Annotated in this window: 16 protein-coding genes and 1 tRNA gene; 1 reads left to right on the top strand and 16 read right to left on the bottom strand. The window is 61.3% G+C overall.

The annotated features are described in order from the left end of the window. Positions 1 to 38: 38 nt before the first annotated feature. From tuf (B015_RS0111495) to rpsL, 4 genes are all read right to left on the bottom strand, one after another. Positions 39 to 1,214 carry an elongation factor Tu gene (tuf, locus tag B015_RS0111495; protein WP_026227168.1) on the bottom strand — a complete coding sequence of 392 codons (1,176 nt, stop codon included), beginning with the start codon at positions 1,212 to 1,214 and terminating at the stop codon, positions 39 to 41. Between the two features lie 67 nt (positions 1,215 to 1,281). Next, a complete protein-coding gene (gene fusA, locus B015_RS0111490; RefSeq protein WP_018427840.1) occupies positions 1,282 to 3,372 on the bottom strand; it encodes an elongation factor G in 2,091 nt (696 codons plus the stop codon). A 32-nt stretch (positions 3,373 to 3,404) separates the two neighbouring features. Continuing rightward, positions 3,405 to 3,875 carry a 30S ribosomal protein S7 gene (gene rpsG, locus B015_RS0111485; protein WP_018427839.1) on the bottom strand — a complete coding sequence of 157 codons (471 nt, stop codon included), beginning with the start codon at positions 3,873 to 3,875 and terminating at the stop codon, positions 3,405 to 3,407. A 78-nt stretch (positions 3,876 to 3,953) separates the two neighbouring features. Continuing rightward, a complete protein-coding gene (gene rpsL, locus B015_RS0111480; protein WP_018427838.1) occupies positions 3,954 to 4,325 on the bottom strand; it encodes a 30S ribosomal protein S12 in 372 nt (123 codons plus the stop codon). A 475-nt stretch (positions 4,326 to 4,800) separates the two neighbouring features. Here rpsL and B015_RS0111475 point away from each other — a divergent pair, with 475 nt between their 5' ends. After that, positions 4,801 to 5,082: a hypothetical protein gene (locus B015_RS0111475; protein ID WP_018427837.1), complete on the top strand. Its 282-nt coding sequence runs from the start codon at positions 4,801 to 4,803 to the stop codon at positions 5,080 to 5,082. 480 nt (positions 5,083 to 5,562) lie between these two features. On the opposite strand, the gene rpoC is transcribed toward B015_RS0111475, so the two are convergent. From rpoC to tuf (B015_RS0111415), 12 genes are all read right to left on the bottom strand, one after another. Further along, complete coding sequence (rpoC, locus tag B015_RS0111470; RefSeq protein WP_026227170.1) at positions 5,563 to 9,759, bottom strand: DNA-directed RNA polymerase subunit beta'; 4,197 nt, start codon at positions 9,757 to 9,759, stop codon at positions 5,563 to 5,565. Positions 9,760 to 9,938: 179 nt separating this feature from the next. After that, the gene (gene rpoB, locus B015_RS0111465) at positions 9,939 to 14,075 is read right to left on the bottom strand and encodes a DNA-directed RNA polymerase subunit beta (protein ID WP_018427835.1); all 4,137 of its coding nucleotides are present in this window, start codon (positions 14,073 to 14,075) and stop codon (positions 9,939 to 9,941) included. Between the two features lie 197 nt (positions 14,076 to 14,272). Beyond that, positions 14,273 to 14,647 carry a 50S ribosomal protein L7/L12 gene (rplL, locus tag B015_RS0111460; RefSeq protein ID WP_018427834.1) on the bottom strand — a complete coding sequence of 125 codons (375 nt, stop codon included), beginning with the start codon at positions 14,645 to 14,647 and terminating at the stop codon, positions 14,273 to 14,275. A 54-nt stretch (positions 14,648 to 14,701) separates the two neighbouring features. Then, positions 14,702 to 15,220, bottom strand: coding sequence for a 50S ribosomal protein L10 (rplJ, locus tag B015_RS0111455; protein WP_018427833.1), 519 nt, complete (start codon positions 15,218 to 15,220; stop codon positions 14,702 to 14,704). A gap of 348 nt (positions 15,221 to 15,568) precedes the next feature. After that, entirely contained in the window at positions 15,569 to 16,267 is a 699-nt protein-coding gene (gene rplA / locus B015_RS0111450) for a 50S ribosomal protein L1 (protein WP_018427832.1), read from the bottom strand. A 4-nt stretch (positions 16,268 to 16,271) separates the two neighbouring features. Continuing rightward, positions 16,272 to 16,700 (bottom strand): 50S ribosomal protein L11, encoded by a 429-nt coding sequence (rplK, locus tag B015_RS0111445; RefSeq protein WP_018427831.1) that lies wholly within the window; start codon positions 16,698 to 16,700, stop codon positions 16,272 to 16,274. Positions 16,701 to 16,856: 156 nt separating this feature from the next. Further along, entirely contained in the window at positions 16,857 to 17,384 is a 528-nt protein-coding gene (gene nusG, locus B015_RS0111440; protein WP_018427830.1) for a transcription termination/antitermination protein NusG, read from the bottom strand. 27 nt (positions 17,385 to 17,411) lie between these two features. Then, positions 17,412 to 17,612: a preprotein translocase subunit SecE gene (gene secE / locus B015_RS0111435; RefSeq protein ID WP_018427829.1), complete on the bottom strand. Its 201-nt coding sequence runs from the start codon at positions 17,610 to 17,612 to the stop codon at positions 17,412 to 17,414. 306 nt (positions 17,613 to 17,918) lie between these two features. Next, positions 17,919 to 17,994, bottom strand: a tRNA-Trp gene (locus tag B015_RS0111430). Between the two features lie 183 nt (positions 17,995 to 18,177). After that, the gene (locus B015_RS0111425) at positions 18,178 to 18,684 is read right to left on the bottom strand and encodes a metal-dependent hydrolase (RefSeq protein ID WP_018427828.1); all 507 of its coding nucleotides are present in this window, start codon (positions 18,682 to 18,684) and stop codon (positions 18,178 to 18,180) included. A gap of 110 nt (positions 18,685 to 18,794) precedes the next feature. Next, entirely contained in the window at positions 18,795 to 20,357 is a 1,563-nt protein-coding gene (locus tag B015_RS0111420) for a hypothetical protein (protein ID WP_018427827.1), read from the bottom strand. 183 nt (positions 20,358 to 20,540) lie between these two features. After that, on the bottom strand, positions 20,541 to 21,716 hold the full coding sequence (gene tuf, locus B015_RS0111415) for an elongation factor Tu (protein WP_026227168.1): 1,176 nt from the start codon (positions 21,714 to 21,716) through the stop codon (positions 20,541 to 20,543). Positions 21,717 to 21,773: the final 57 nt, after the last annotated feature.

Below are 21,773 nucleotides of genomic sequence, written 5' to 3'. Positions count from 1 at the left end.
CGGGCGTATTCCCGCCCGCGACAGATCGTTAATTCGGATTATTCTTTGATCGAAGCGACGATGCCGGCGCCGACGGTGCGGCCGCCTTCACGGATAGCGAAGCGCAGCTTCTCTTCCATGGCGATCGGAACGATCAGCTCGACGTCAACGGTGATGTTGTCGCCAGGCATGACCATTTCGGTGCCTTCCGGCAGCGTCACGATGCCCGTCACGTCAGTCGTGCGGAAGTAGAACTGCGGACGGTAGTTGGTGAAGAACGGCGTGTGACGGCCACCCTCTTCCTTGGTCAGGATGTAGGCTTCAGCCACGAACTTCTTGTGCGGCTTCACCGTGCCCGGCTTGGCCAGAACCTGGCCGCGCTCGACGTCTTCACGGGCAACGCCACGGATCAGCGCGCCGATGTTGTCGCCAGCCTGGCCCTGATCGAGCAGCTTGCGGAACATTTCAACGCCCGTGCAGGTCGTCTTCGAGGTCGGGCGGATGCCGACGATCTCGAGTTCTTCGCCGACCTTGACGACGCCGCGCTCGACGCGACCGGTGACAACCGTGCCACGGCCCGAGATCGAGAACACGTCTTCGATCGGCATCAGGAACGGCTTGTCGATCGGACGCTCAGGCGTCGGGATGTAGGAATCGACTGCTTCCATCAGGGCGCGGATCGCGTCTTCGCCGATCTTCTTGTCCGAATCGTTGAGTGCAGCAACAGCCGAACCCTTGATCATCGGAATGTCGTCGCCGGGGAACTCGTACTTCGACAGAAGCTCGCGAACCTCGAGCTCGACCAGCTCGAGCAGCTCTTCGTCGTCGACCAGGTCGACCTTGTTCAGGAACACCACCAGCGCCGGAACGCCGACCTGACGGGCGAGCAGGATGTGCTCACGGGTCTGCGGCATCGGGCCGTCAGCAGCCGAAACGACCAGGATCGCGCCGTCCATCTGGGCGGCACCGGTGATCATGTTCTTGACGTAGTCGGCGTGGCCGGGGCAGTCGACGTGAGCATAGTGACGAGCAGGCGTCTCGTACTCGACGTGTGCCGTCGAAATCGTGATGCCGCGGGCCTTCTCTTCGGGAGCAGCGTCGATCTGGTCATACGCCTTGAACTCGCCGAAATACTTCGTGATCGCCGCCGTCAGCGACGTCTTGCCGTGGTCAACGTGACCAATCGTGCCGATGTTCACATGAGGCTTATTACGCTCGAATTTACCTTTTGCCATGTGAGGTCTCCATTCCTGCTAGCCCAATAAGGGCGTTAAATTAACGAAACGCTGCAATTCCTTGGAATTACGCGTATTTTTTCTGAACTTCCTGGGCGACTGCAGTCGGGACCGGCTCGTAGTGGTCGAACTGCATCGTGTACTGAGCGCGGCCCTGCGACATCGAGCGCAGGCTGTCCACGTACTTGAACATGTTCGCCAGCGGGACCATCGCGTTGACGACGACGGCGATACCGCGGGACTCCTGGCCCTGGATCTGGCCACGGCGGCTGTTGAGGTCGCCGATGACGTTGCCGACGTAGTCTTCCGGCGTCACGACTTCCACCTTCATGACCGGCTCAAGCAGCTGGACGCCCAGCTTCGGAGCGGCTTCGCGCAGAGCTGCACGGGAGGCGATTTCGAAAGCGAGGACCGACGAGTCGACGTCGTGGTAGGCACCGTCGATGAGCGTTGCCTTGACACCGATCATCGGGAAGCCGGCGAACGGACCAGACGACAGGACGCTGCGGATACCCTTCTCGACGCCCGGGATGTATTCCTTCGGGACCGAGCCGCCGATGACCTTGGCGTCGAACTGGAACTCTTCGCTCTCGGTGTTCGGCTCGAACACCAGCTTGACGCGGGCGAACTGGCCGGTACCGCCGGTCTGCTTCTTGTGGGTGTAGTCCTGCTCGTAGGAACGCGTGATGGTCTCGCGGTAAGCAACCTGCGGAGCGCCGACGTTAGCCTCGACCTTGAACTCGCGACGCATGCGGTCGACGATGATGTCGAGGTGAAGTTCACCCATGCCGGCGATGATGGTCTGGCCGGATTCTTCGTCCGACTTGACGCGGAACGACGGATCTTCAGCAGCCAAGCGGTTGAGCGCGAGGCCCATCTTTTCCTGGTCGCCCTTGGTCTTCGGCTCGATGGCGATCTGGATGACCGGCTCGGGGAATTCCATGCGCTCGAGGATGACCTGGTGCAGCGGATCGCAGAGCGTGTCGCCGGTGGTCGTTTCCTTGAGGCCGGCCAAAGCGACGATGTCGCCGGCGAAAGCCTCTTCGATGTCGGCGCGGGAGTTCGAGTGCATCTGCAGCATACGGCCGAGACGCTCCTTCTTGCCCTTGACGGTGTTTTCGAGCGAAGCGCCCTTGACCACCTTGCCCGAATAGATGCGGCAGAAGGTGAGCGAGCCGACGAACGGATCGTTCATGATCTTGAATGCCAGCATCGAAAGCGGCTCGTTGTCGTCAGCGTGACGCTCGATCTCGGCTTCGGTCTTGGCATCGATGCCCTTGATGGCCGGAACGTCGATCGGCGACGGCAGGAATTCAACGACGCCGTCGAGCAGCGGCTGAACGCCCTTGTTCTTGAAGGCCGAGCCGCAGAACATCGGGAAGAACTTGACGGCGATGGTGCCCTTGCGGATCAGCGCGCGCAGTTCGTCGTTCGTCGGCATCTTGCCTTCGAGGTAATTCTCGAGAGCCGTCTCGTCCATTTCGACGGCGGTCTCGATCATCTTCTCGCGGAACTCTTCGGCCTTGGCCTTGAGGTCTTCCGGGATCTCGACGACATCCCAGGCAGCGCCCAGGCTTTCATCGCGCCAGACCAGCGCGTTCATCTCGATCAGGTCGACAACGCCCTTGAACTCCGATTCAGCGCCGATCGGCAGCTGAACGGCAACAGCGGTCGCACCAAGACGCGACTTGATCATCTCGTACGAGCGATAGAAGTCAGCGCCGATCTTGTCCATCTTGTTGCAGAAGATCATGCGCGGGACGTGATACTTGTCCGCCTGACGCCACACGGTCTCGGTCTGCGGCTCAACACCGGCGTTGGCGTCGAGCAGCGCGATGGCGCCGTCGAGAACGCGCAGCGAACGCTCGACTTCAATGGTGAAGTCGACGTGGCCGGGGGTGTCGATGATGTTGAAGCGGCGCTGCTTACCGTCGCGGCCCTTCCAGAAGGTCGTGGTGGCAGCGGACGTGATCGTGATGCCGCGCTCCTGCTCCTGCTCCATCCAGTCCATGGTGGCAGCGCCATCATGGACTTCGCCGATCTTGTGCGACTTGCCCGTGTAATACAGGATACGCTCGGTCGTCGTGGTCTTACCGGCGTCGATGTGCGCCATAATACCGAAATTGCGGTAGTCTTCGATCTTATATTCGCGGGCCATGGGAGGTGCCTCTCAGTCGTTCGGACGCGCTGTTACCAGCGGTAATGCGCGAAGGCGCGGTTGGCTTCGGCCATCTTGTGGGTGTCTTCACGCTTCTTCACGGCGGTGCCGCGGTTGTTGGCCGCGTCCATCAGCTCGCCGGAGAGGCGGTCGACCATGGTGGTCTCGTTGCGGTTGCGCGCAGCAGTGATCAGCCAACGAATGGCGAGAGCCTGGCGGCGCTCCGGACGAACATCGACCGGGACCTGGTAAGTCGCACCACCGACGCGGCGCGAACGGACTTCAACGTGCGGCGCGACATTGTCGAGCGCCTGATGGAAGACCGACACCGGCTCCTGCTTGGTCTTGGCCTGAACCTGGTCCAGAGCACCATAGACGATCGTCTCGGCGATCGACTTCTTGCCGTCATACATGACGGCATTCATGAACTTGGTGATGACCAGATCGCCAAACTTGGGATCCGGGTTGATTTCGCGCTTATCTGCACTGTGACGACGGGACATGGCTTTTGTCTCTCAAACTTTGACTGGCGCTCTATTACGCGGAGAACCTCGCGCAGCACCTAAACTGCAGAACCTGAATTACTTCGGACGCTTCGCACCGTACTTCGAACGGCGCTGCTTGCGGTTCTTCACGCCCTGCGTGTCGAGCACGCCGCGGATGATGTGATAGCGCACGCCCGGAAGATCCTTCACGCGGCCGCCGCGGATCATGACCACGGAGTGCTCCTGAAGGTTGTGACCTTCACCGGGGATGTAGCCGATCACTTCGAAGCCATTGGTCAGGCGAATCTTCGCGACCTTACGCAGTGCGGAGTTCGGCTTCTTCGGCGTCGTCGTGTAGACGCGCGTGCAAACGCCACGCTTCTGCGGGTTGGCCTGCATGGCCGGAACCTTATTGCGCGTCGCCGGCGCCTGGCGCGGCTTGCGGATCAGCTGGTTGACGGTAGGCATTAAACCCTCTTGTCTCTCAAATTCCGTGTCTCAAGCCCGTTCGGGGCGGCTTAAAGCGGCATTTCCATACGCAAATTCGGGCCGTAAACCGCGTTACGCGGTCCTGCCCGAACAAACCGCAGAGGAAGCGGAACCGCTTCATGCAAGACAGAAATGTCATTTCGCTCGTAAAACGAACCCTGTTTGAGGCAAACTCCAAAGCGCGTCGCTTCGGAAAAGCCAGCCTCACATCGGCTCAGACGTTGCGGCTTCTACTCGCATGACCGCCTAGCGTCAACCCCGAGGCGCCAAAATCCTTAAGGAATAAGGGCTGCGCCGCATCACAAGGGACCGAGCGCAACTTTATTGCGCCGCAACCAGGGTTAATGCTTCGTTTGTAACGCTCTTTGGCCTGTCTTGCACCCGACCTTCGTGCGAAAATCGTGGATACAGGAGCGAATCCCCTCGCCCACCCCATCCGGACAAGGAATCAGCGATGAACGACAATGACGAACGCCCTGTGACGATCATCACCGGGCGAGTCTGGCGGCGCAAGGGCGGCCAGCCCGAAGGCGTGCACATCATGCTGGTGGCACCCGACGATGATTCTGCGGTGCGCTCGGCACTCGAGGCGCTGGCCAAGGAAGGTTACGCCGAAGCTGAGCTCGACCAGATCGGCGACATGCAGGGCGAACCCGACGACGAACCGCATATCTCGGCCTACCAGGGCGCGCTCGAAGGCGAAGTGTCGATTGTCACTTTCAACGAGCCGCTCTAGACTGCAGTGCGTCCCAACGGACGCAACAGCTGTTCGAGCTTTTGCGTCGTTCTTTCCGAACACTGTTTCCGACATTCGGGTCTAAGTGGGCAACGCCCCCCACCGCGGCCACAAAGGCGGGCATGGGCCAACCAGAAGGCGCCGTGTCGGGCGCAGCGCGGAATGGGCGAATGCTCAAAGGATCGCCCTCACCCGCGTCTCCAGCCCAAAGGCGCGCTGCATTATGATGAAGGCGCGGCGATGACGGCGACCACGCCGGACAGAAGCAACCCGCCTCGCCGGCCGAACTGCTAGCTTACCCAAAGATCCATACCCGAGGCGCCAGGCCGCTAAAATTGCGTGCGGCCGAACAGCCATACCAAGCAGTCGGCGCCGGAGAACCTAAGCCTATTGGCGTGCAGGCCGAACATGCACACCCCGAACAGCAAAAAGCCGCCGGATCGCTCCGGCGGCTTTTTTTTGTCTCTGTCGTCGACGCTCTTACTGAGCGGCGTTGACCATGTCGGTCAGGATCGGCTCGGCAACTTCCGCGCCCGAGAGCTTGCGGCGCTCGTCGAGGATCAGTTCGTCGCGCGAGGTGGCGATGCGCCGGATCTGGCTCATCATGCCACCCGTACCGGCCGGGATCAGGCGGCCGACGATGACGTTTTCCTTCAGGCCCTGCAGCATGTCGGTCTTGCCGGCAACTGCTGCTTCGGTGAGCACGCGGGTCGTTTCCTGGAAGGAAGCGGCCGAGATGAAGGACGGCGTCTGCAGCGATGCCTTGGTGATACCGAGCAGAACCGGCTGACCTTCGGCAGGCTTCTTGCCTTCCTCGATCAGGCGATCGTTGATCTCGTCGAACTCGATGACGTCGACATGATCACCCGGGATGTAGACCGAGTCACCCTGAACGGTGATTTCGATCTTCTGCAGCATCTGACGAACGATGACCTCGATGTGCTTGTCGTTGATCGACACGCCCTGCAGTCGGTAGACTTCCTGGATTTCGTTGACCAGGTAGGAAGCCAAAGCTTCCACGCCCTTGATCGCCAGGATGTCGTGCGGCGCGGGGTTGCCGTCGAGGATGTAGTCGCCCTTCTCGATCGCGTCGCCGTCCTGGAGGTGGAACGGCTTGCCCTTCGGGATCAGGTATTCGACCGGCTCAAGCGTCGAGTCATGCGGCTCGATGATGATGCGGCGCTTGTTCTTGTAGTCGCGGCCGAAGCGGACCGTGCCGTCGATCTCGGCAATGATGGCGTGATCCTTCGGACGACGGGCTTCGAAGAGTTCGGCAACACGCGGCAGACCGCCGGTGATGTCCTTCGTCTTCGCGCTTTCCATCGGGATACGCGCCAGCACGTCGCCCGGCTTCACATGTGCGCCCGGTTCGACCGAAAGAATGGCCTCGACCGAGAGCAGGAAGCGGGCATCGCCACCCTTCGACAGCTTACCGACCTTACCCTTGGCGTCCTGAACGACGATCGCCGGCTTGAGATCCGAACCGCGCGGCGTCGAGCGCCAGTCGATGACCTCACGCTTGGTGATGCCGGTCGACTCGTCGGCCGTTTCCTGAACGGAGATGCCGTCGACGAGGTCTTCGAACGCCGCACGACCCTCGATTTCGGTGAGGATCGGACGGGTATAGGGATCCCACTCGGCGATACGCTGGCCGCGCTTCACCTTGTCGCCATCGTCCACAAAGATACGCGAACCATAAGTGACGCGGTGCGTGGCGCGCTCCTTGCCGGTCTCGTCGAGGATCAGGATCGCCATGTTACGGCCCATCACCACCAGGTTGCCGTCCGAGTTGCGGACGACGTTGCGGTTGCGGACCTGCACAACACCTTCATACGAGGCTTCGAGGAAGGACGAGTCCACCACCTGTGCCGTACCGCCCATGTGGAAGGTACGCATGGTGAGCTGCGTGCCCGGCTCGCCGATCGACTGAGCGGCGATGACGCCGACAGCTTCGCCCTGGTTGACAGGGGTACCGCGTGCCAGATCGCGACCGTAGCAGACCGCGCAGACGCCGACCTTGACTTCGCAGGTCAGCGCCGAGCGGATGCGGACGGTCTGAACGCCAGCCTTCTCGATGACTTCGATGTCGCGCTCGTCCATCAGCGTACCGCCCTTGACCAGCAGGTCGCCGGTCACCGGGTGGTTGATGTCGTCGAGCGCGGTACGGCCAAGGATACGCTGGCCGAGCGACGCAACGACCTGACCGGCATCGACGATCGGCTGCATGGTGAGGCCCTTCTCGGTGCCGCAATCCACGGAGTTGACGATGCAATCCTGGGCCACGTCGACGAGACGACGGGTCAGGTAACCCGAGTTGGCCGTCTTCAACGCGGTATCCGCGAGACCCTTACGGGCGCCGTGGGTCGAGTTGAAGTATTCAAGAACGGTCAGACCTTCCTTGAAGTTCGAGATGATCGGCGTCTCGATGATTTCGCCCGACGGCTTGGCCATGAGGCCGCGCATACCGGCGAGCTGACGCATCTGGGTGGGCGAACCGCGGGCACCCGAGTGCGACATCATGTAGATCGAGTTCATCGGCTTTTGACGACCGTTGTCCTCGAATTCCACCGCCTTGATGCGCGCCATCATTTCGTCGGCGACCTTTTCCGAGCACTTGGCCCAGGCGTCGACGACCTTGTTGTACTTCTCGCCCTGAGTGATCAGGCCGTCATTGTACTGCTGCTCGTATTCCTTCGCGAGCGCTTCGGTCTGTTCGACCAGGCCGTGCTTCGTATCAGGAATGAGCATGTCGTCCTTGCCGAACGAAATGCCGGCACGGCAGGCGTGCGCAAAGCCGAGAGCCATGATGCGATCGCAGAAGATGACCGTCTCTTTCTGACCGCAGTGGCGGTAGACGGTGTCGATCATCTTGGAGATGTTCTTCTTGGTCATCTCCTGGTTTGCGGTCTCGTAAGGCACGTTGACGTTCTTCGGCAGCAGTTCGCCGAGGATCATGCGGCCAGGCGTGGTGTCGTAGATCTTCGACACTTCGTTGCCTTCGGCGTCGACCGTGCGGAAGCGACCCTTGATCTTGGCGTGCAGCGTCACAGCCTTGGTCTCTAGCGCGTGCTGGAGTTCGCCCATATCGGCAAACACCATGCCCTCACCCGGCTCGTTCTGGTTGACGATCGAGAGATAGTAGAGACCGAGAACCATGTCCTGCGACGGAACGATGATCGGCGCGCCGGAAGCCGGGTGCAGGATGTTGTTGGTCGACATCATCAGCACGCGCGCTTCGAGCTGAGCCTCGAGCGACAGCGGAACGTGAACAGCCATCTGGTCGCCGTCGAAGTCGGCGTTGAAGGCCGTGCAGACGAGCGGGTGCAACTGGATGGCCTTGCCTTCGATCAGAGTGGGTTCGAAGGCCTGGATGCCCAGGCGGTGCAGCGTAGGCGCGCGGTTGAGCAGGACCGGATGCTCGCGGATGACCTCGTCGAGGATATCCCAAACTTCAGGCTTTTCCTTTTCGACCAGCTTCTTGGCCTGCTTGACGGTCGAGGAGTAACCCTTGGCGTCGAGACGCGCATAGATGAACGGCTTGAACAGCTCGAGCGCCATCTTCTTCGGCAGGCCGCACTGGTGCAGCTTCAGCTCCGGACCGGTCACGATGACCGAACGGCCGGAATAATCGACGCGCTTGCCGAGCAGGTTCTGACGGAAGCGGCCCTGCTTGCCCTTGAGCATGTCGGACAGCGACTTCAGCGGGCGCTTGTTGGCACCCGTGATGACGCGACCGCGGCGGCCGTTGTCGAACAGTGCGTCGACAGCCTCCTGCAGCATGCGCTTCTCGTTGCGGATGATGATCCCCGGCGCGCGGAGCTCGATCAGGCGCTTCAGACGGTTGTTGCGGTTGATGACGCGACGATAGAGGTCGTTCAGGTCGGAGGTCGCAAAGCGGCCGCCGTCCAGCGGGACCAGCGGACGCAGATCCGGCGGGATCACCGGCACGACCTTCATGATCATCCACTCGGGACGGTTGCCCGATTCCATGAAGTTCTCGACCACCTTGAGGCGCTTGAGATACTTCTTCTGCTTGAGTTCCGACGTCGTCGAAGCGAGCTCCGTACGCAGGTCGCCGGCGATTTTCTCCAGGTCCATGCTGGCAAGCAGGTCATGGATGGCCTCGGCGCCGATCATGGCGGTGAAGCTGTCTTCGCCGTACTCGTCGACGGCAAGCATGTACTCCTCCTCGCTGAGAAGCTGATGCTCCTTCAGCGCGGTGAGGCCCGGCTCGGTGACGATGTAGTTCTCGAAATACAGAACGCGCTCGATGTCCTTGAGGGTCATGTCGAGCAGCGTGCCGATGCGGCTCGGCAGCGACTTCAGGAACCAGATGTGGGCGACGGGCGCTGCGAGCTCGATGTGACCCATGCGCTCGCGACGGACGCGCGACAGCGTGACTTCAACGCCGCACTTTTCGCAGATGACGCCCTTGTACTTCATGCGCTTGTACTTACCGCACAAGCATTCGTAGTCCTTGATCGGGCCGAAGATGCGGGCGCAGAACAGGCCGTCGCGCTCCGGCTTGAAGGTACGGTAGTTGATCGTCTCGGGCTTCTTGATCTCGCCGAACGACCAGGACAGGATCTTCTCGGGACTGGCGAGCGAAATCCGGATGGAATCGAACACCTGCGCAGGGGCCTGCGGGTTGAAGAGATTCATGACCTCTTGGTTCATGTCGTTCTCCTTTTCGGGGCCCTCGAAAGCCCCTTTGCATCGGGTGCGGGCCAACGTGCCCGCCATACGTGTCGACCAGTGGCCGAAGAATTCTCATCTAAGAAGCGCGATCTGACCGAAACCGGGATCGTGCCCTGCGGCTGCGCCGCGGGGGTCAACCCGCGGCGCGCCACTCTTTCTTACTCGGCAGCGTCCGGAAGGCGCTGCTGGGTGTCGTCGAGCTTGGTGTTCTCCAGCTCGACGTTGAGGCCGAGCGAGCGCATTTCCTTGACGAGAACGTTGAAGCTCTCGGGGATGCCCGCTTCGAACGTGTCGTCGCCGCGCACGATTGCCTCGTAGACCTTGGTACGGCCGGCGACGTCGTCCGACTTCACCGTCAGCATTTCCTGCAGCGTGTAGGCCGCACCGTAGGCTTCGAGTGCCCAGACCTCCATTTCGCCGAAGCGCTGACCGCCGAACTGCGCCTTACCGCCCAGCGGCTGCTGGGTGACGAGCGAGTACGGGCCGATCGAACGGGCGTGGATCTTGTCGTCGACCAGGTGGTGAAGCTTGAGCATGTAGATGTAGCCCATGGTCACCTTGCGGTCGAACGGCTCGCCCGTACGTCCGTCGTAGAGCTGCGACTGGCCCGAGGTGTGCAGACCCGCCTGGGACAGCATCTCGTTGATGTTGGCCTCGTGCGCACCGTCGAACACCGGGGTCGCGATGGAGACGCCGCGCTTCATCTGATCGCCAAGGCGAACGATGGACTCGTCGTCGTAGTCGCGGACCGGCTCGTTGCGGTCGTTGTCGGGGATGATGCTCTCGATCGTCTGGCGAAGCGGCTTGATGTCGCCGCTCTGCTTGTACGCTTCGATGAGCTCACCGATCTTCCTGCCCATGCCGGCGCAAGCCCAGCCGAGATGGGTTTCGAGGATCTGACCGACGTTCATGCGCGAAGGCACGCCCAGCGGGTTGAGCACGATGTCGGCGTGCGTTCCGTCTTCGAGGAACGGCATGTCCTCGACAGGAACGATGCGCGACACGACACCCTTGTTGCCGTGACGGCCGGCCATCTTGTCGCCGGGCTGCATCTTACGCTTCACCGCGACGAAGACCTTGACCATCTTCATGACGCCGGGGGGCATCTCGTCGCCGCGCTGCACCTTTTCGACCTTGTCCATGAAGCGCTGCTCGAGCTGCTTCTTGGAGTCGTCGTACTGGCCGCGCAGAGCTTCAAGCTCACCCTGCATCTTCTCGTCTTCGACGGCGAACTGCCACCACTGCGAACGCGGGTAGTCGACAAGCGTCTCCCGAGCCAGCGTAGAGCCCTTCTTGAAGCCCTTCGGTCCGGCAATCGCGTCCTTGCCGACGAGCATGTCGCTCAGACGGCTGTAGACGTTGCGGTCGAGGATCGCCTGTTCGTCGTCGCGGTCCTTTGCGAGACGCTCGATTTCCTCGCGCTCGATCGCCATCGCGCGCTCGTCCTTCTCCACGCCGTGGCGGTTGAAGACGCGCACTTCGACGACCGTACCGTAGGTTCCGGGCGGCATACGCATGGAGGTGTCACGGACGTCGGACGCCTTTTCACCGAAGATGGCGCGCAGAAGCTTCTCTTCCGGCGTCATCGGGCTTTCGCCCTTCGGCGTGATCTTGCCGACCAGGATGTCGCCCGGCTGAACCTCAGCGCCGATATAGACGATACCGGCTTCGTCGAGGTTCTTCAGCGCTTCTTCCGAGACGTTCGGAATGTCGCGCGTGATTTCCTCAGGCCCAAGCTTGGTGTCGCGCGCCATGACCTCGAACTCCTCGATGTGGATCGAGGTGAAGACGTCGTCGGCCACAATACGCTCGGAGAGCAGGATCGAGTCCTCGTAGTTGTAGCCGTTCCACGGCATGAACGCGACGAGCACGTTCCGGCCGAGCGCCAGATCGCCGAGATCGGTCGACGGACCGTCAGCAATGATGTCGCCCTTGTTGACCCGGTCACCCATACGCACCAGCGGACGCTGGTTGATGCAGGTGTTCTGGTTCGAACGCTGGAACTTCATCAGGCGGTAGATGTCGACGCCGGACTTGCCGGCCTCGAGGTCTTCCGTCGCACGGATGACGATACGGGTCGCATCGACCTGATCGACGATACCGCCGCGGCGCGCACCGATCGCAGCACCCGAGTCACGGGCGACGATCGGCTCCATGCCGGTGCCGACGAACGGAGCCTCGGCGCGCACCAGCGGCACGGCCTGACGCTGCATGTTCGAGCCCATCAGAGCGCGGTTGGCGTCGTCGTTTTCCAGGAACGGGATCAGCGCGGCAGCGACCGACACCATCTGCTTCGGCGAAACGTCCATCAAGTCGACGTTTTCGCGCGGCGCCATCATCACTTCGCCGGCGTTACGGCAAATGACGAACTCGTCGACGAAATGGCCGTTCTTGTCGAGCTCGGCGTTGGCCTGGGCAACGAAGTGCTTGGCCTCTTCCATAGCCGACAGGTAGACCACGTCGTTGGTCAGCTTGCCGTCGACGATCTTGCGGTACGGGCTCTCGATGAAGCCGTACTTGTTGACACGTGCGAAGGTGGCCAGCGAGTTGATCAGACCGATGTTCGGGCCTTCCGGCGTTTCGATCGGGCAGATACGGCCGTAGTGCGTCGGGTGAACGTCGCGGACTTCGAAACCGGCGCGCTCGCGGGTCAGACCACCGGGTCCAAGCGCCGAAAGACGACGCTTGTGGGTGATTTCCGAGAGCGGGTTGGTCTGGTCCATGAACTGCGACAGCTGCGACGAACCGAAGAACTCGCGCACCGCAGCAGCCGCGGGCTTGGCGTTGATCAGGTCCTGCGGCATCACCGTGTCGATCTCGATCGAGGACATACGCTCCTTGATCGCGCGCTCCATGCGGAGCAGGCCGACGCGGTATTGGTTTTCCATAAGCTCGCCGACCGAACGGACACGGCGGTTGCCGAGGTTGTCGATGTCGTCGATCTCGCCCTTGCCGTCGCGCAGTTCGACCAGCGTCTTGACCACGGCAAGGATGTCTTCCTTGCGCAGCACACGAACGGTGTCAGCGGCGTCGAGTTCGAGACGCATGTTCATCTTGACGCGGCCGACGGCCGACAGGTCGTAGCGCTCGGCGTCGAAGAACAGCGAGTTGAACATCGCTTCGGCGGTGTCGATGGTGGGCGGCTCGCCCGGACGCATGACACGATAGATGTCGAACAGAGCGTCCTGGCGGCTCTCGTTCTTGTCCACGGCCAGCGTGTTGCGGATGTAGCCGCCGACGTTGATGTGGTCGATGTCGAGGATGTTGATTTCTTCCTCGCCAGCCGCCAGCAGCGTCTTCAGCGTCTTCTCATCGATCTCGTCGCCGGCCTCCAGATAAATCTCGCCGGTGGCATAGTTGACGATGTCCTCAGCGAGGTAGCTGCCGAAAAGATCGTCTTCCGTCGCCTTGATCGCCTTCAGACCCTTTTCGGCAAGCTGCTTGGCCTGACGCGCGGTGATCTTCTTGCCGGCTTCGACAACGATCTCGCCAGTGTCGGCGTCAACCAGGTCGCCAACAGCCTTGAGGCCGCGGAAACGATCGACCGAGAACGGAATGCGCCAGTGGTCGCCCGACTTCTTGTAGGTGATCTTGTTGTAGAAGGTCGACAGGATCTCTTCGCCGTCCATGCCGAGCGCCATCAGCAGCGACGACACCGGGATCTTGCGGCGGCGGTCGATACGGGCGTGGACGATGTCCTTGCTGTCGAACTCGATGTCGAGCCACGAGCCGCGATAGGGGATGACGCGCGCGGCAAACAGAAGCTTGCCCGAGGAGTGCGACTTGCCCTTGTCATGGTCGAAGAACACACCAGGCGAACGGTGCATCTGCGAGACGATGACACGCTCGGTGCCGTTGACGATGAAGGTGCCGTTGGACGTCATGAGCGGCATGTCGCCCATGTAGACGTCCTGCTCCTTGATGTCCTTGATCGACTTCGCGCCGGTATCCTCGTCGATATCGAACACGATCAGGCGCAGCGTCACCTTCAGTGGCGCAGCGAAAGTCAGGTCGCGCTGACGGCATTCGTCAACGTCGAACTTCGGTGCTTCGAACTCGTACTTGACGAACTCCAGCATCGAGGCGCCGGAGAAGTCGGAGATCGGGAAGACCGACTTGAAAACGGCCTGCAGGCCCTCATCCGGACGTCCGCCCTTGGGCTCGTCCACCATCAGGAACTGGTCATAGGATGCCTTCTGAACCTCGATCAGGTTCGGCATCTCCGCAACTTCGGGGATCTTTCCGAAGAACTTGCGTACGCGTCTGCGGCCATTGAAAGTCTGGGTCTGGGCCATCGTCGCTCCTTGCTGCCTTCTTGGGGTGAGCTTCGCTACTGCTCACCTTGCATACGAGCCGCCTTGGCGGCCTATTCAAAACGGGCGAAAACCCGTTTCCTGAAGGCCGCAACCCGGCCCTCAGGAAATAGGTTCCCTCTCATCCCCCGAACACGGGAGCCGGTGGGCGGCAACGAGGCCGCCCACCGAAACCGTGCTTACTTGAGCTCGATCTTGGCGCCAGCTGCTTCCAGCTGAGCCTTGAGCTTCTCGGCGTCAGCCTTGGAAACGCCTTCCTTGACGGGCTTCGGAGCGCCTTCAACGAGGTCCTTGGCTTCCTTGAGGCCCAGGCCGGTGATGGCGCGGACTTCCTTGATGACTTCGATCTTCTTGTCGCCGGCCGAAGCCAGGATGACGTCGAATTCGGTCTTCTCTTCGACCGGAGCAGCAGCAGCACCGCCAGCGACGGCAGCAACAGCCACCGGAGCAGCAGCGGAGACGCCCCACTTCTCTTCGAGCAGCTTCGACAGCTCAGCCGCCTCAAGGACGGTCAGGGCCGACAGGTCGTCAACGATCTTTGCGAGATCAGCCATTTTTCTATTCCTTCAATCAGTTCGAACGTGTGTTGATGACAGCGAGGAACGGCCTCATGCCGCCTCGTCCTTCCGGGCGTATGCGCCAAAGACGCGGGCAAGCTGACCTGCCGGCGCGTTGACGACCTGGGCAATCCGGGTAGCCGGCGTGGAAATCATTCCAACCAGCTTTGCGCGCAGCTCGTCGAGCGACGGCAGTGTGGCGAGAGCCTTAACACCGTCGGCGTCGAGCGCGGTCGAGCCCATAGCACCGCCAAGGATGACAAGCTTGTCATTACCCTTGGCGAACTCGGACGCGATCTTTGGCGCAGTGACCGGATCTTCCGAATAGGCAACCAGCGTCTGTCCCTTGAACAGATCGATGATGCCTTCGGAACCCGTGCCCTGAAGAGCGATTTTGGCGAGACGGTTCTTCGCGACTTTGACGGTGCCGCCGGCCTGACCCATCTTCACACGAAGATCGTTCATTTGCGCGACGGTGATACCGGCATAGTGGGCCACGACGACTGATCCGGCGCCCTTGAAGGCGTCGTTCAGGCTCGTGACGAGCTCGCGTTTTTCCGCTCTATCCACTGCCTATCTCCAGTTTGACCCCTGCTCCATTCCCGGAAACAGGGATCGGGTTGCCTTTTGCCGGGCGGGCAATCCAGAAATTCCGGATCACCCGAACGGCGCTCGAGGATCCTGTCCCCTTTTCGCCTGCAACAGCTGGCAAAAGGCAAACACGGTTCGAACCTTTCATTGGAGCGATGCTCCTTTGTCCGGTCTTCACCCGTCTCATGCAGGCCCTTACGAATTAAGGCGAGCCACCTGCAATCTCGGACAGGATTTCGAAAGCTGTTTCCAACTTCCGAAATCCGGGCCCGGAGGCCCGGAATTCTTGTTCAGGATCAGACCGTTGCAGGTCGATCCGAATTCAACTTAGGACGCTGCGAGCGTGCCGAGGTCGAGCTTGAGGCCCGGGCCCATCGTCGAGGTGACGGACACGCGCTTGACGAAGACGCCCTTGGCGCCCGACGGCTTGGCCTTGTTGACCGCATCGGCGAAGGCGCGGATGTTTTCTTCCAGCGCCTTGACGTCGAACGAGACCTTGCCGACGCCGGCATGGATGATGCCAGCCTTCTCGACGCGGAACTCAACAGCGCCGCCCTTCGATGCCTTGACGGCAGCAGCGACGTCGGTGGTGACGGTGCCGACCTTCGGGTTCGGCATCATGCCGCGCGGGCCGAGAACCTTACCGAGACGGCCGACCAGCGGCATCATGTCCGGGGTGGCGATGCAGCGATCGAAGTCGATCTGGCCCTTCTGGACGATCTCGACCAGGTCTTCCGCACCGACGATGTCGGCGCCGGCAGCGCGGGCTTCGTCAGCCTTTGCGTCCTTGGCGAACACGGCGACGCGGACGGTACGGCCCGTGCCATTCGGCAGGTTGACCACGCCGCGGACCATCTGGTCAGCATGACGGGGATCGACGCCGAGGTTCATGGCGACTTCGATGGTCTCATCGAACTTCACCGACGAACGAGCCTTCAGCAGCTCGAGAGCTTCGCCGAGGCCGTAGGCGTGGTTCGGATCGATGCCCTCGCGGGACTTGGAAACGCGCTTTGCAATCTTAGCCATGATCTCAGCCCACCACTTCCAGGCCCATCGAACGGGCAGAGCCTTCAACCATCTTGATGGCGGCTTCGACGTCGTTCGCGTTCAGGTCCTTCATCTTGGTCTCGGCGATCTCACGCACCTTGGCGCGGCTGATCTCGCCAGCCTTGACCTTGCCCGGCTCCTTGGAGCCCGACTTCAGGTTGGCGGCCTTCTTCAGGAAGTAGCTCACCGGCGGCGTCTTCATGACGAAGGTGAACGACTTGTCCTGATAATAGGTGATCACGACCGGGATCGGCGACCCCTTCTCGAGCTCCTGGGTCTGCGCGTTGAACGCCTTGCAGAACTCCATGATATTGATGCCACGCTGACCAAGCGCCGGGCCGATCGGGGGCGACGGCGTCGCCGAACCCGCGGAAACCTGGAGCTTGAGCTGGCCTGCTATTTTCTTAGCCATCTCTTTCCTGCTTTCGTTTTACGCCGGATGAACCGGCAGTTGCAGTTCGGTGGTGCGAAAAAGGCAACCGGCTAAGCCGCCTCTTCTCCCACCATGCTTGCGTCAGGCATGCGCCCGACGCTGCCTGCCACCGAAACCGGCGACAGGCGTCTTCGGTCAGCCCTTCTCGACCTGACCGAATTCAAGATCGACAGGCACGGCGCGCCCGAAGATCGAAACTTCCACCTTGAGGCGCGCGCGCTCTTCGTCGACTTCCTGAACGAAGCCGTTGAACGAGGCGAACGGACCGTCGGAGACGCGAACCGCCTCGCCGATCTCGAAGGTAACCGAAGGCTTCGGACGCTCGACGCCTTCCTGAACCTGATTCAGGATGCGCTGGGCCTCACTCTCGGTGATCGGCACAGGCTTCGAATCGCCAAGGAAACCAGTGACCTTCGGGGTGTTCTTCACAAGCGAGAACACGGCGTCCGTCAGATTGGCCTTGAGCAGCACATAGCCCGGGAAGAACTTGCGCTCGGCATCGACCTTGCGGCCGCGACGAACCTCAACGACCTTCTCGGTCGGAACGACGATCTGCTCGATCTGGTCGCTCAGGCCCTTCTGCTTGGCCTTGTGCTCGATGTCCTCGGCGACCTTCTTTTCGAAGTTCGAGTAGGCGTGGACGATATACCAGCGCGCGGTCATCTCAGAAATCTCTCCGTATTCGCAGCCTTAGCGGCCCATGCCCAGGATCTGCTCGACCGCAAAGGCCATCAGCTGATCGGCGGCAAAAAAGAAGATCATCGCAACGGCCGCAAAGCCCAGCACCATGACGGTGGAGATGATCGTCTCGCGCCGCGACGGCCACGTCACCTTCGCCGTTTCCGACCTTACCTGCTGCAGAAAGGTGAAGGGGTTCGTGGTTTTCGCCATGTGCCGCTCTGCTTTCAACGTCCGTTGACCGGACTTCTGGATGATCCCGTGACCGGGAGATATTGCCGCAAGAACCGAACACGCGCCGAATCAGCGCAAATATTCCGCCCATGCAATTCGGACGCGTAAAGCCGGTTTCCCAGCCCCACGCGCCGCGTGTCTGTTTCGCCTACATAGAGCCGATTCTCTTTCCACGCAAGTGGCAGGAACCTTCACTACGTTTGAACGCTGCATCAGGACCATCCAGTCGTCCCGTCCCAGCTATAGAAAGTCTGTTATGCCTGAATAAGCGAATTCTGGCAAGACTGGCACGGGCAGCAGGGCTCGAACCTACGACCTGCGGTTTTGGAGACCGCCGCTCTACCAACTGAGCTATGCCCGTGCATTGCGCCGCGCATCAATTGCGCAGCACCGGCTTCCTAAGGATTTCCACGGCGTCTGTAAAGAGTGGATTGCAGCTTGTTGTGAACATTCACCGCGACGACGCTAGGCTGCCTGACATGGCAGTCCCCGCCCCCGTCCGCACATGGGCCCTGCGCACCGCAGCATCGCCTTCACAACTGGGTCAAGCACCGCGTTCAAGCAGCTTGCGCTGCCTGAAATCTTTCGCCGCTATCAGTCCAGCTAGCGCGCAAATGGCAAGCTCCAGCGCAAAGGTCCAATGCAGCACGAAGCTCAGGATCCAGTGCGGATAGGCAGCCGGAATGGGCACGAGTTCCACCGCCCGCTCGTCGAACGGCATCAGCCAGAACATCGGCGCGGTCACGGAATCGAGAATCATGTGCGACAGTACGGCAAGGAAGAAGATTGCAGCCGCAGCCCTCCAGCGCGGCGCCACGACCGCAACAAACGGGACGACCAGCACAGCGATCAAAGCCCAAAACAGCGGCCAATGCGTCGGATAGGTACGGTGATGGACGCCACCATCGTCGACGAACCAGAACCAGGCGGTATCGAAGTCGGGAGCAACGCTACCGACAAGGGCGGCAAGCATCAGCCCCGGCGCCTTGGGCGCAGCACTCCGGGCGACCGAGCCGATGATGTAGCCAGCCGGCAAATGTGCGATCAGCATGATGCCCTCCTCCTTGCCCGCAATCTTCCGTCCTATTGCGGCGCGAAAAGGTTCAGATTTCGGTCCTTTGAGGTCGCTACCGGCAGAGATACGATAGGTACGCACCGTCGCTACTGGGAAAACGCACTGCCGGCCATGCGGCAGTTTCCGGGCATTGGCAGCCGTGTGCAAATCTCACCATCAACCACCACATCGACCGAGCCACCCTGGCTCAAAAGCTTGGCTTGGATCAGACGGAACTGCCAGTAGTCGTCCAGCTCGCGTGTCGGGCGCACTCTTGCAAGCTCAGCATCCATGCCCATCTGATCGACATAGGAAGCTACTGCCTTGTTTCTTGCCAGATCTTCCCAGCCCAGCAGGACGCCGTTTCCGGCGAGCCGCACCCGTCCAGCTGAAAGGATCAGCACGCAGCTGCCGATGCATTCGCCCCCGCCCGAGGTGGCATTCCCGAAGTAAGGCGTGCCTTCTGCCCCCCTACCCGTACAATCCTTGTCACGTGGCTTGCAGCCGACGAAGAAGGTACTGCCGATGGCAACGTCCAGGCCGCTCTTGCGAATGAGGCGCCCCATTTCCATCGTAGCGGTCATGTCGCCTCCAGCTGTCGAGACGACCAAGGGTAACTTGCGATCGCCGAGCGCGGCCAGCATTGCCTGAAGGCGAACCGCAGCCTCGGCATCAATTGGCCCTTCGGCCGAAATCCACTCAGGGCAGCCTGGTTCGCAACCGGCTTCACTCGAGCGCACGACGGCGAACCACATTGCTTCTCCCTCCGGCACAAGTGCCTTCGGATATGCTGACGGCGGCATCTTGGCACCCGGCGCCAGAATGCAGTTTGCGGCGGGTGCAGCGCCCTTGCAGTTCTCGATGCTTACCAGCACATCAGTGGCATCGAGGCTGGTTATGAGGTTCATGTTGAGCATCTCGACAGGCGCGAGCTGACGCATCTCGGCAGCAGGCGTACTCTGCCCCGCCTCGTACATGGCCTCCTTCACGCCCATCTCCTTGTAGTAGGCCAGCATCTTCGCCGTGAAGGCCTTGCCCATCTTGGTCGTGGTGTAACTGCCGACGTTCTTGCGGCCGACGACCTTGCGGCTGACGGTCTTCTTCTTGCCCTTCACGATCCGATAGGTCTCGCGATAGGTGATCTTCTGCTGGGTCACGTAAGACGTCACCTGATGGACGCCCATATAGGCCCATTGGCCGACATGCCTGCGAACGCCGCCCGCAAACATCATCGAGCAGGCCGAGGCGCAGTAGGCGCCGGCCGAGTACAGGGCGCCGGAATAGATTCCCTTCCTGGCCGGGTCGAGCTTGCAGTTCTGGCCGGGCGCACATTCGACAAAACGCGTAAGTCCCACGCCGATGTCGAGCTTGCGCGCCCGCAGGATTCGGCCCAGCTCCCAGGCCGCCTCGACATGGCCGCCTGGCGAGGTGACGATCACAGGCAGCCGCTTGTCGCCGAGCTTCTTGAGGAATTTCTTGAGTTCGCCGGGCGTCGCACGCACGATCGCGCCTTCAGCCGAAATCCATTCCGGACAAAAGGGCTCGCACCCCGGAGAAGAGCTGCGCACGACAACAAAGCGCATCGGCGGCCCCATGTCGTCCTCGGCGGGCTTGCTCTTGGCCGCCTGCGCCGACGCAGCTGATTGTAGCGCGAAGGCGATTGCGAGCATGCAAGTAAGGACGATCCCCCGCCAGATCTCGCGCAAGTCCTGCCCCATGGAGCCCCCACGATCCACCCGATGTCACGTAGAGCGATAGTAATGCGGGATCGAAGACTTGCAACGTGCCGGCTCCAAAAACAAAAAGGGCGGCCCGAAGGCCGCCCTTGATGCATTCGACGCTGAAAGCGCCGATTATTCTTTGATCGAAGCGACGATGCCGGCGCCGACGGTGCGGCCACCTTCACGGATAGCGAAGCGCAGCTTCTCTTCCATGGCGATCGGAACGATCAGCTCGACGTCAACGGTGATGTTGTCGCCAGGCATGACCATTTCGGTGCCTTCCGGCAGCGTCACGATGCCCGTCACGTCAGTCGTGCGGAAGTAGAACTGCGGACGGTAATTGGTGAAGAACGGCGTGTGACGGCCACCCTCTTCCTTGGTCAGGATGTAGGCTTCAGCCACGAACTTCTTGTGCGGCTTCACCGTGCCCGGCTTGGCCAGAACCTGGCCGCGCTCGACGTCTTCGCGGGCAACGCCACGGATCAGCGCGCCGATGTTGTCGCCGGCCTGGCCCTGGTCGAGCAGCTTGCGGAACATTTCAACGCCCGTGCAGGTCGTCTTCGAGGTCGGGCGGATGCCGACGATCTCGAGTTCTTCGCCGACCTTGACGACGCCGCGCTCGACGCGACCGGTGACAACCGTGCCACGGCCCGAGATCGAGAACACGTCTTCGATCGGCATCAGGAACGGCTTGTCGATCGGACGCTCAGGCGTCGGGATGTAGGAGTCGACTGCTTCCATCAGGGCGCGGATCGCGTCTTCGCCGATCTTCTTGTCCGAATCGTTGAGCGCAGCAACAGCCGAACCCTTGATCATCGGAATGTCGTCGCCGGGGAACTCGTACTTCGACAGAAGCTCGCGAACCTCGAGCTCGACCAGCTCGAGCAGCTCTTCGTCGTCGACCAGGTCAACCTTGTTCAGGAACACCACCAGCGCCGGAACGCCGACCTGACGGGCGAGCAGGATGTGCTCGCGGGTCTGCGGCATCGGGCCGTCGGCAGCCGAAACGACCAGGATCGCGCCGTCCATCTGGGCGGCACCGGTGATCATGTTCTTGACGTAGTCGGCGTGGCCGGGGCAGTCGACGTGAGCGTAGTGACGAGCAGGCGTCTCGTACTCAACGTGTGCCGTCGAAATCGTGATGCCGCGAGCCTTCTCTTCGGGAGCAGCGTCGATCTGGTCATACGCCTTGAACTCGCCGAAATACTTCGTGATCGCCGCCGTCAGCGACGTCTTGCCGTGGTCAACGTGACCAATCGTGCCGATGTTCACATGAGGCTTATTACGCTCGAATTTACCTTTTGCCATTGTCTCTTTCCTTGAGCATCGGGACCTTGGTTCCGGTCGGATGCGGGGCGATTAGCG

This window comes from Hoeflea sp. 108 (genome assembly GCF_000372965.1).
Lineage (GTDB): Bacteria > Pseudomonadota > Alphaproteobacteria > Rhizobiales > Rhizobiaceae > Aminobacter.
The sequence above is the reverse complement of the archived record's forward strand: the minus strand, read 5'-3'. Positions and strand labels throughout refer to the sequence as shown.

Bases quoted from the DNA above. Each gene is read 5' to 3' on its own strand.
- rplL (WP_018427834.1), bottom strand. From the start codon at position 14,647: ATGGCTGATCTCGCAAAGATCGTTGACGACCTGTCGGCCCTGACCGTC.
- fusA (WP_018427840.1), bottom strand. From the start codon at position 3,372: ATGGCCCGCGAATATAAGATCGAAGACTACCGCAATTTCGGTATTATG.
- B015_RS0111425 (WP_018427828.1), bottom strand. From the start codon at position 18,684: ATGCTGATCGCACATTTGCCGGCTGGCTACATCATCGGCTCGGTCGCC.
- tuf (WP_026227168.1), bottom strand. From the start codon at position 1,214: ATGGCAAAAGGTAAATTCGAGCGTAATAAGCCTCATGTGAACATCGGC.
- rpsL (WP_018427838.1), bottom strand. From the start codon at position 4,325: ATGCCTACCGTCAACCAGCTGATCCGCAAGCCGCGCCAGGCGCCGGCG.
- rplK (WP_018427831.1), bottom strand. From the start codon at position 16,700: ATGGCTAAGAAAATAGCAGGCCAGCTCAAGCTCCAGGTTTCCGCGGGT.
- secE (WP_018427829.1), bottom strand. From the start codon at position 17,612: ATGGCGAAAACCACGAACCCCTTCACCTTTCTGCAGCAGGTAAGGTCG.
- B015_RS0111475 (WP_018427837.1), top strand. From the start codon at position 4,801: ATGAACGACAATGACGAACGCCCTGTGACGATCATCACCGGGCGAGTC.
- rpsG (WP_018427839.1), bottom strand. From the start codon at position 3,875: ATGTCCCGTCGTCACAGTGCAGATAAGCGCGAAATCAACCCGGATCCC.
- B015_RS0111420 (WP_018427827.1), bottom strand. From the start codon at position 20,357: ATGCTCGCAATCGCCTTCGCGCTACAATCAGCTGCGTCGGCGCAGGCG.
- rpoC (WP_026227170.1), bottom strand. From the start codon at position 9,759: ATGAACCAAGAGGTCATGAATCTCTTCAACCCGCAGGCCCCTGCGCAG.
- nusG (WP_018427830.1), bottom strand. From the start codon at position 17,384: ATGACCGCGCGCTGGTATATCGTCCACGCCTACTCGAACTTCGAAAAG.
- rplA (WP_018427832.1), bottom strand. From the start codon at position 16,267: ATGGCTAAGATTGCAAAGCGCGTTTCCAAGTCCCGCGAGGGCATCGAT.
- rpoB (WP_018427835.1), bottom strand. From the start codon at position 14,075: ATGGCCCAGACCCAGACTTTCAATGGCCGCAGACGCGTACGCAAGTTC.
- tuf (WP_026227168.1), bottom strand. From the start codon at position 21,716: ATGGCAAAAGGTAAATTCGAGCGTAATAAGCCTCATGTGAACATCGGC.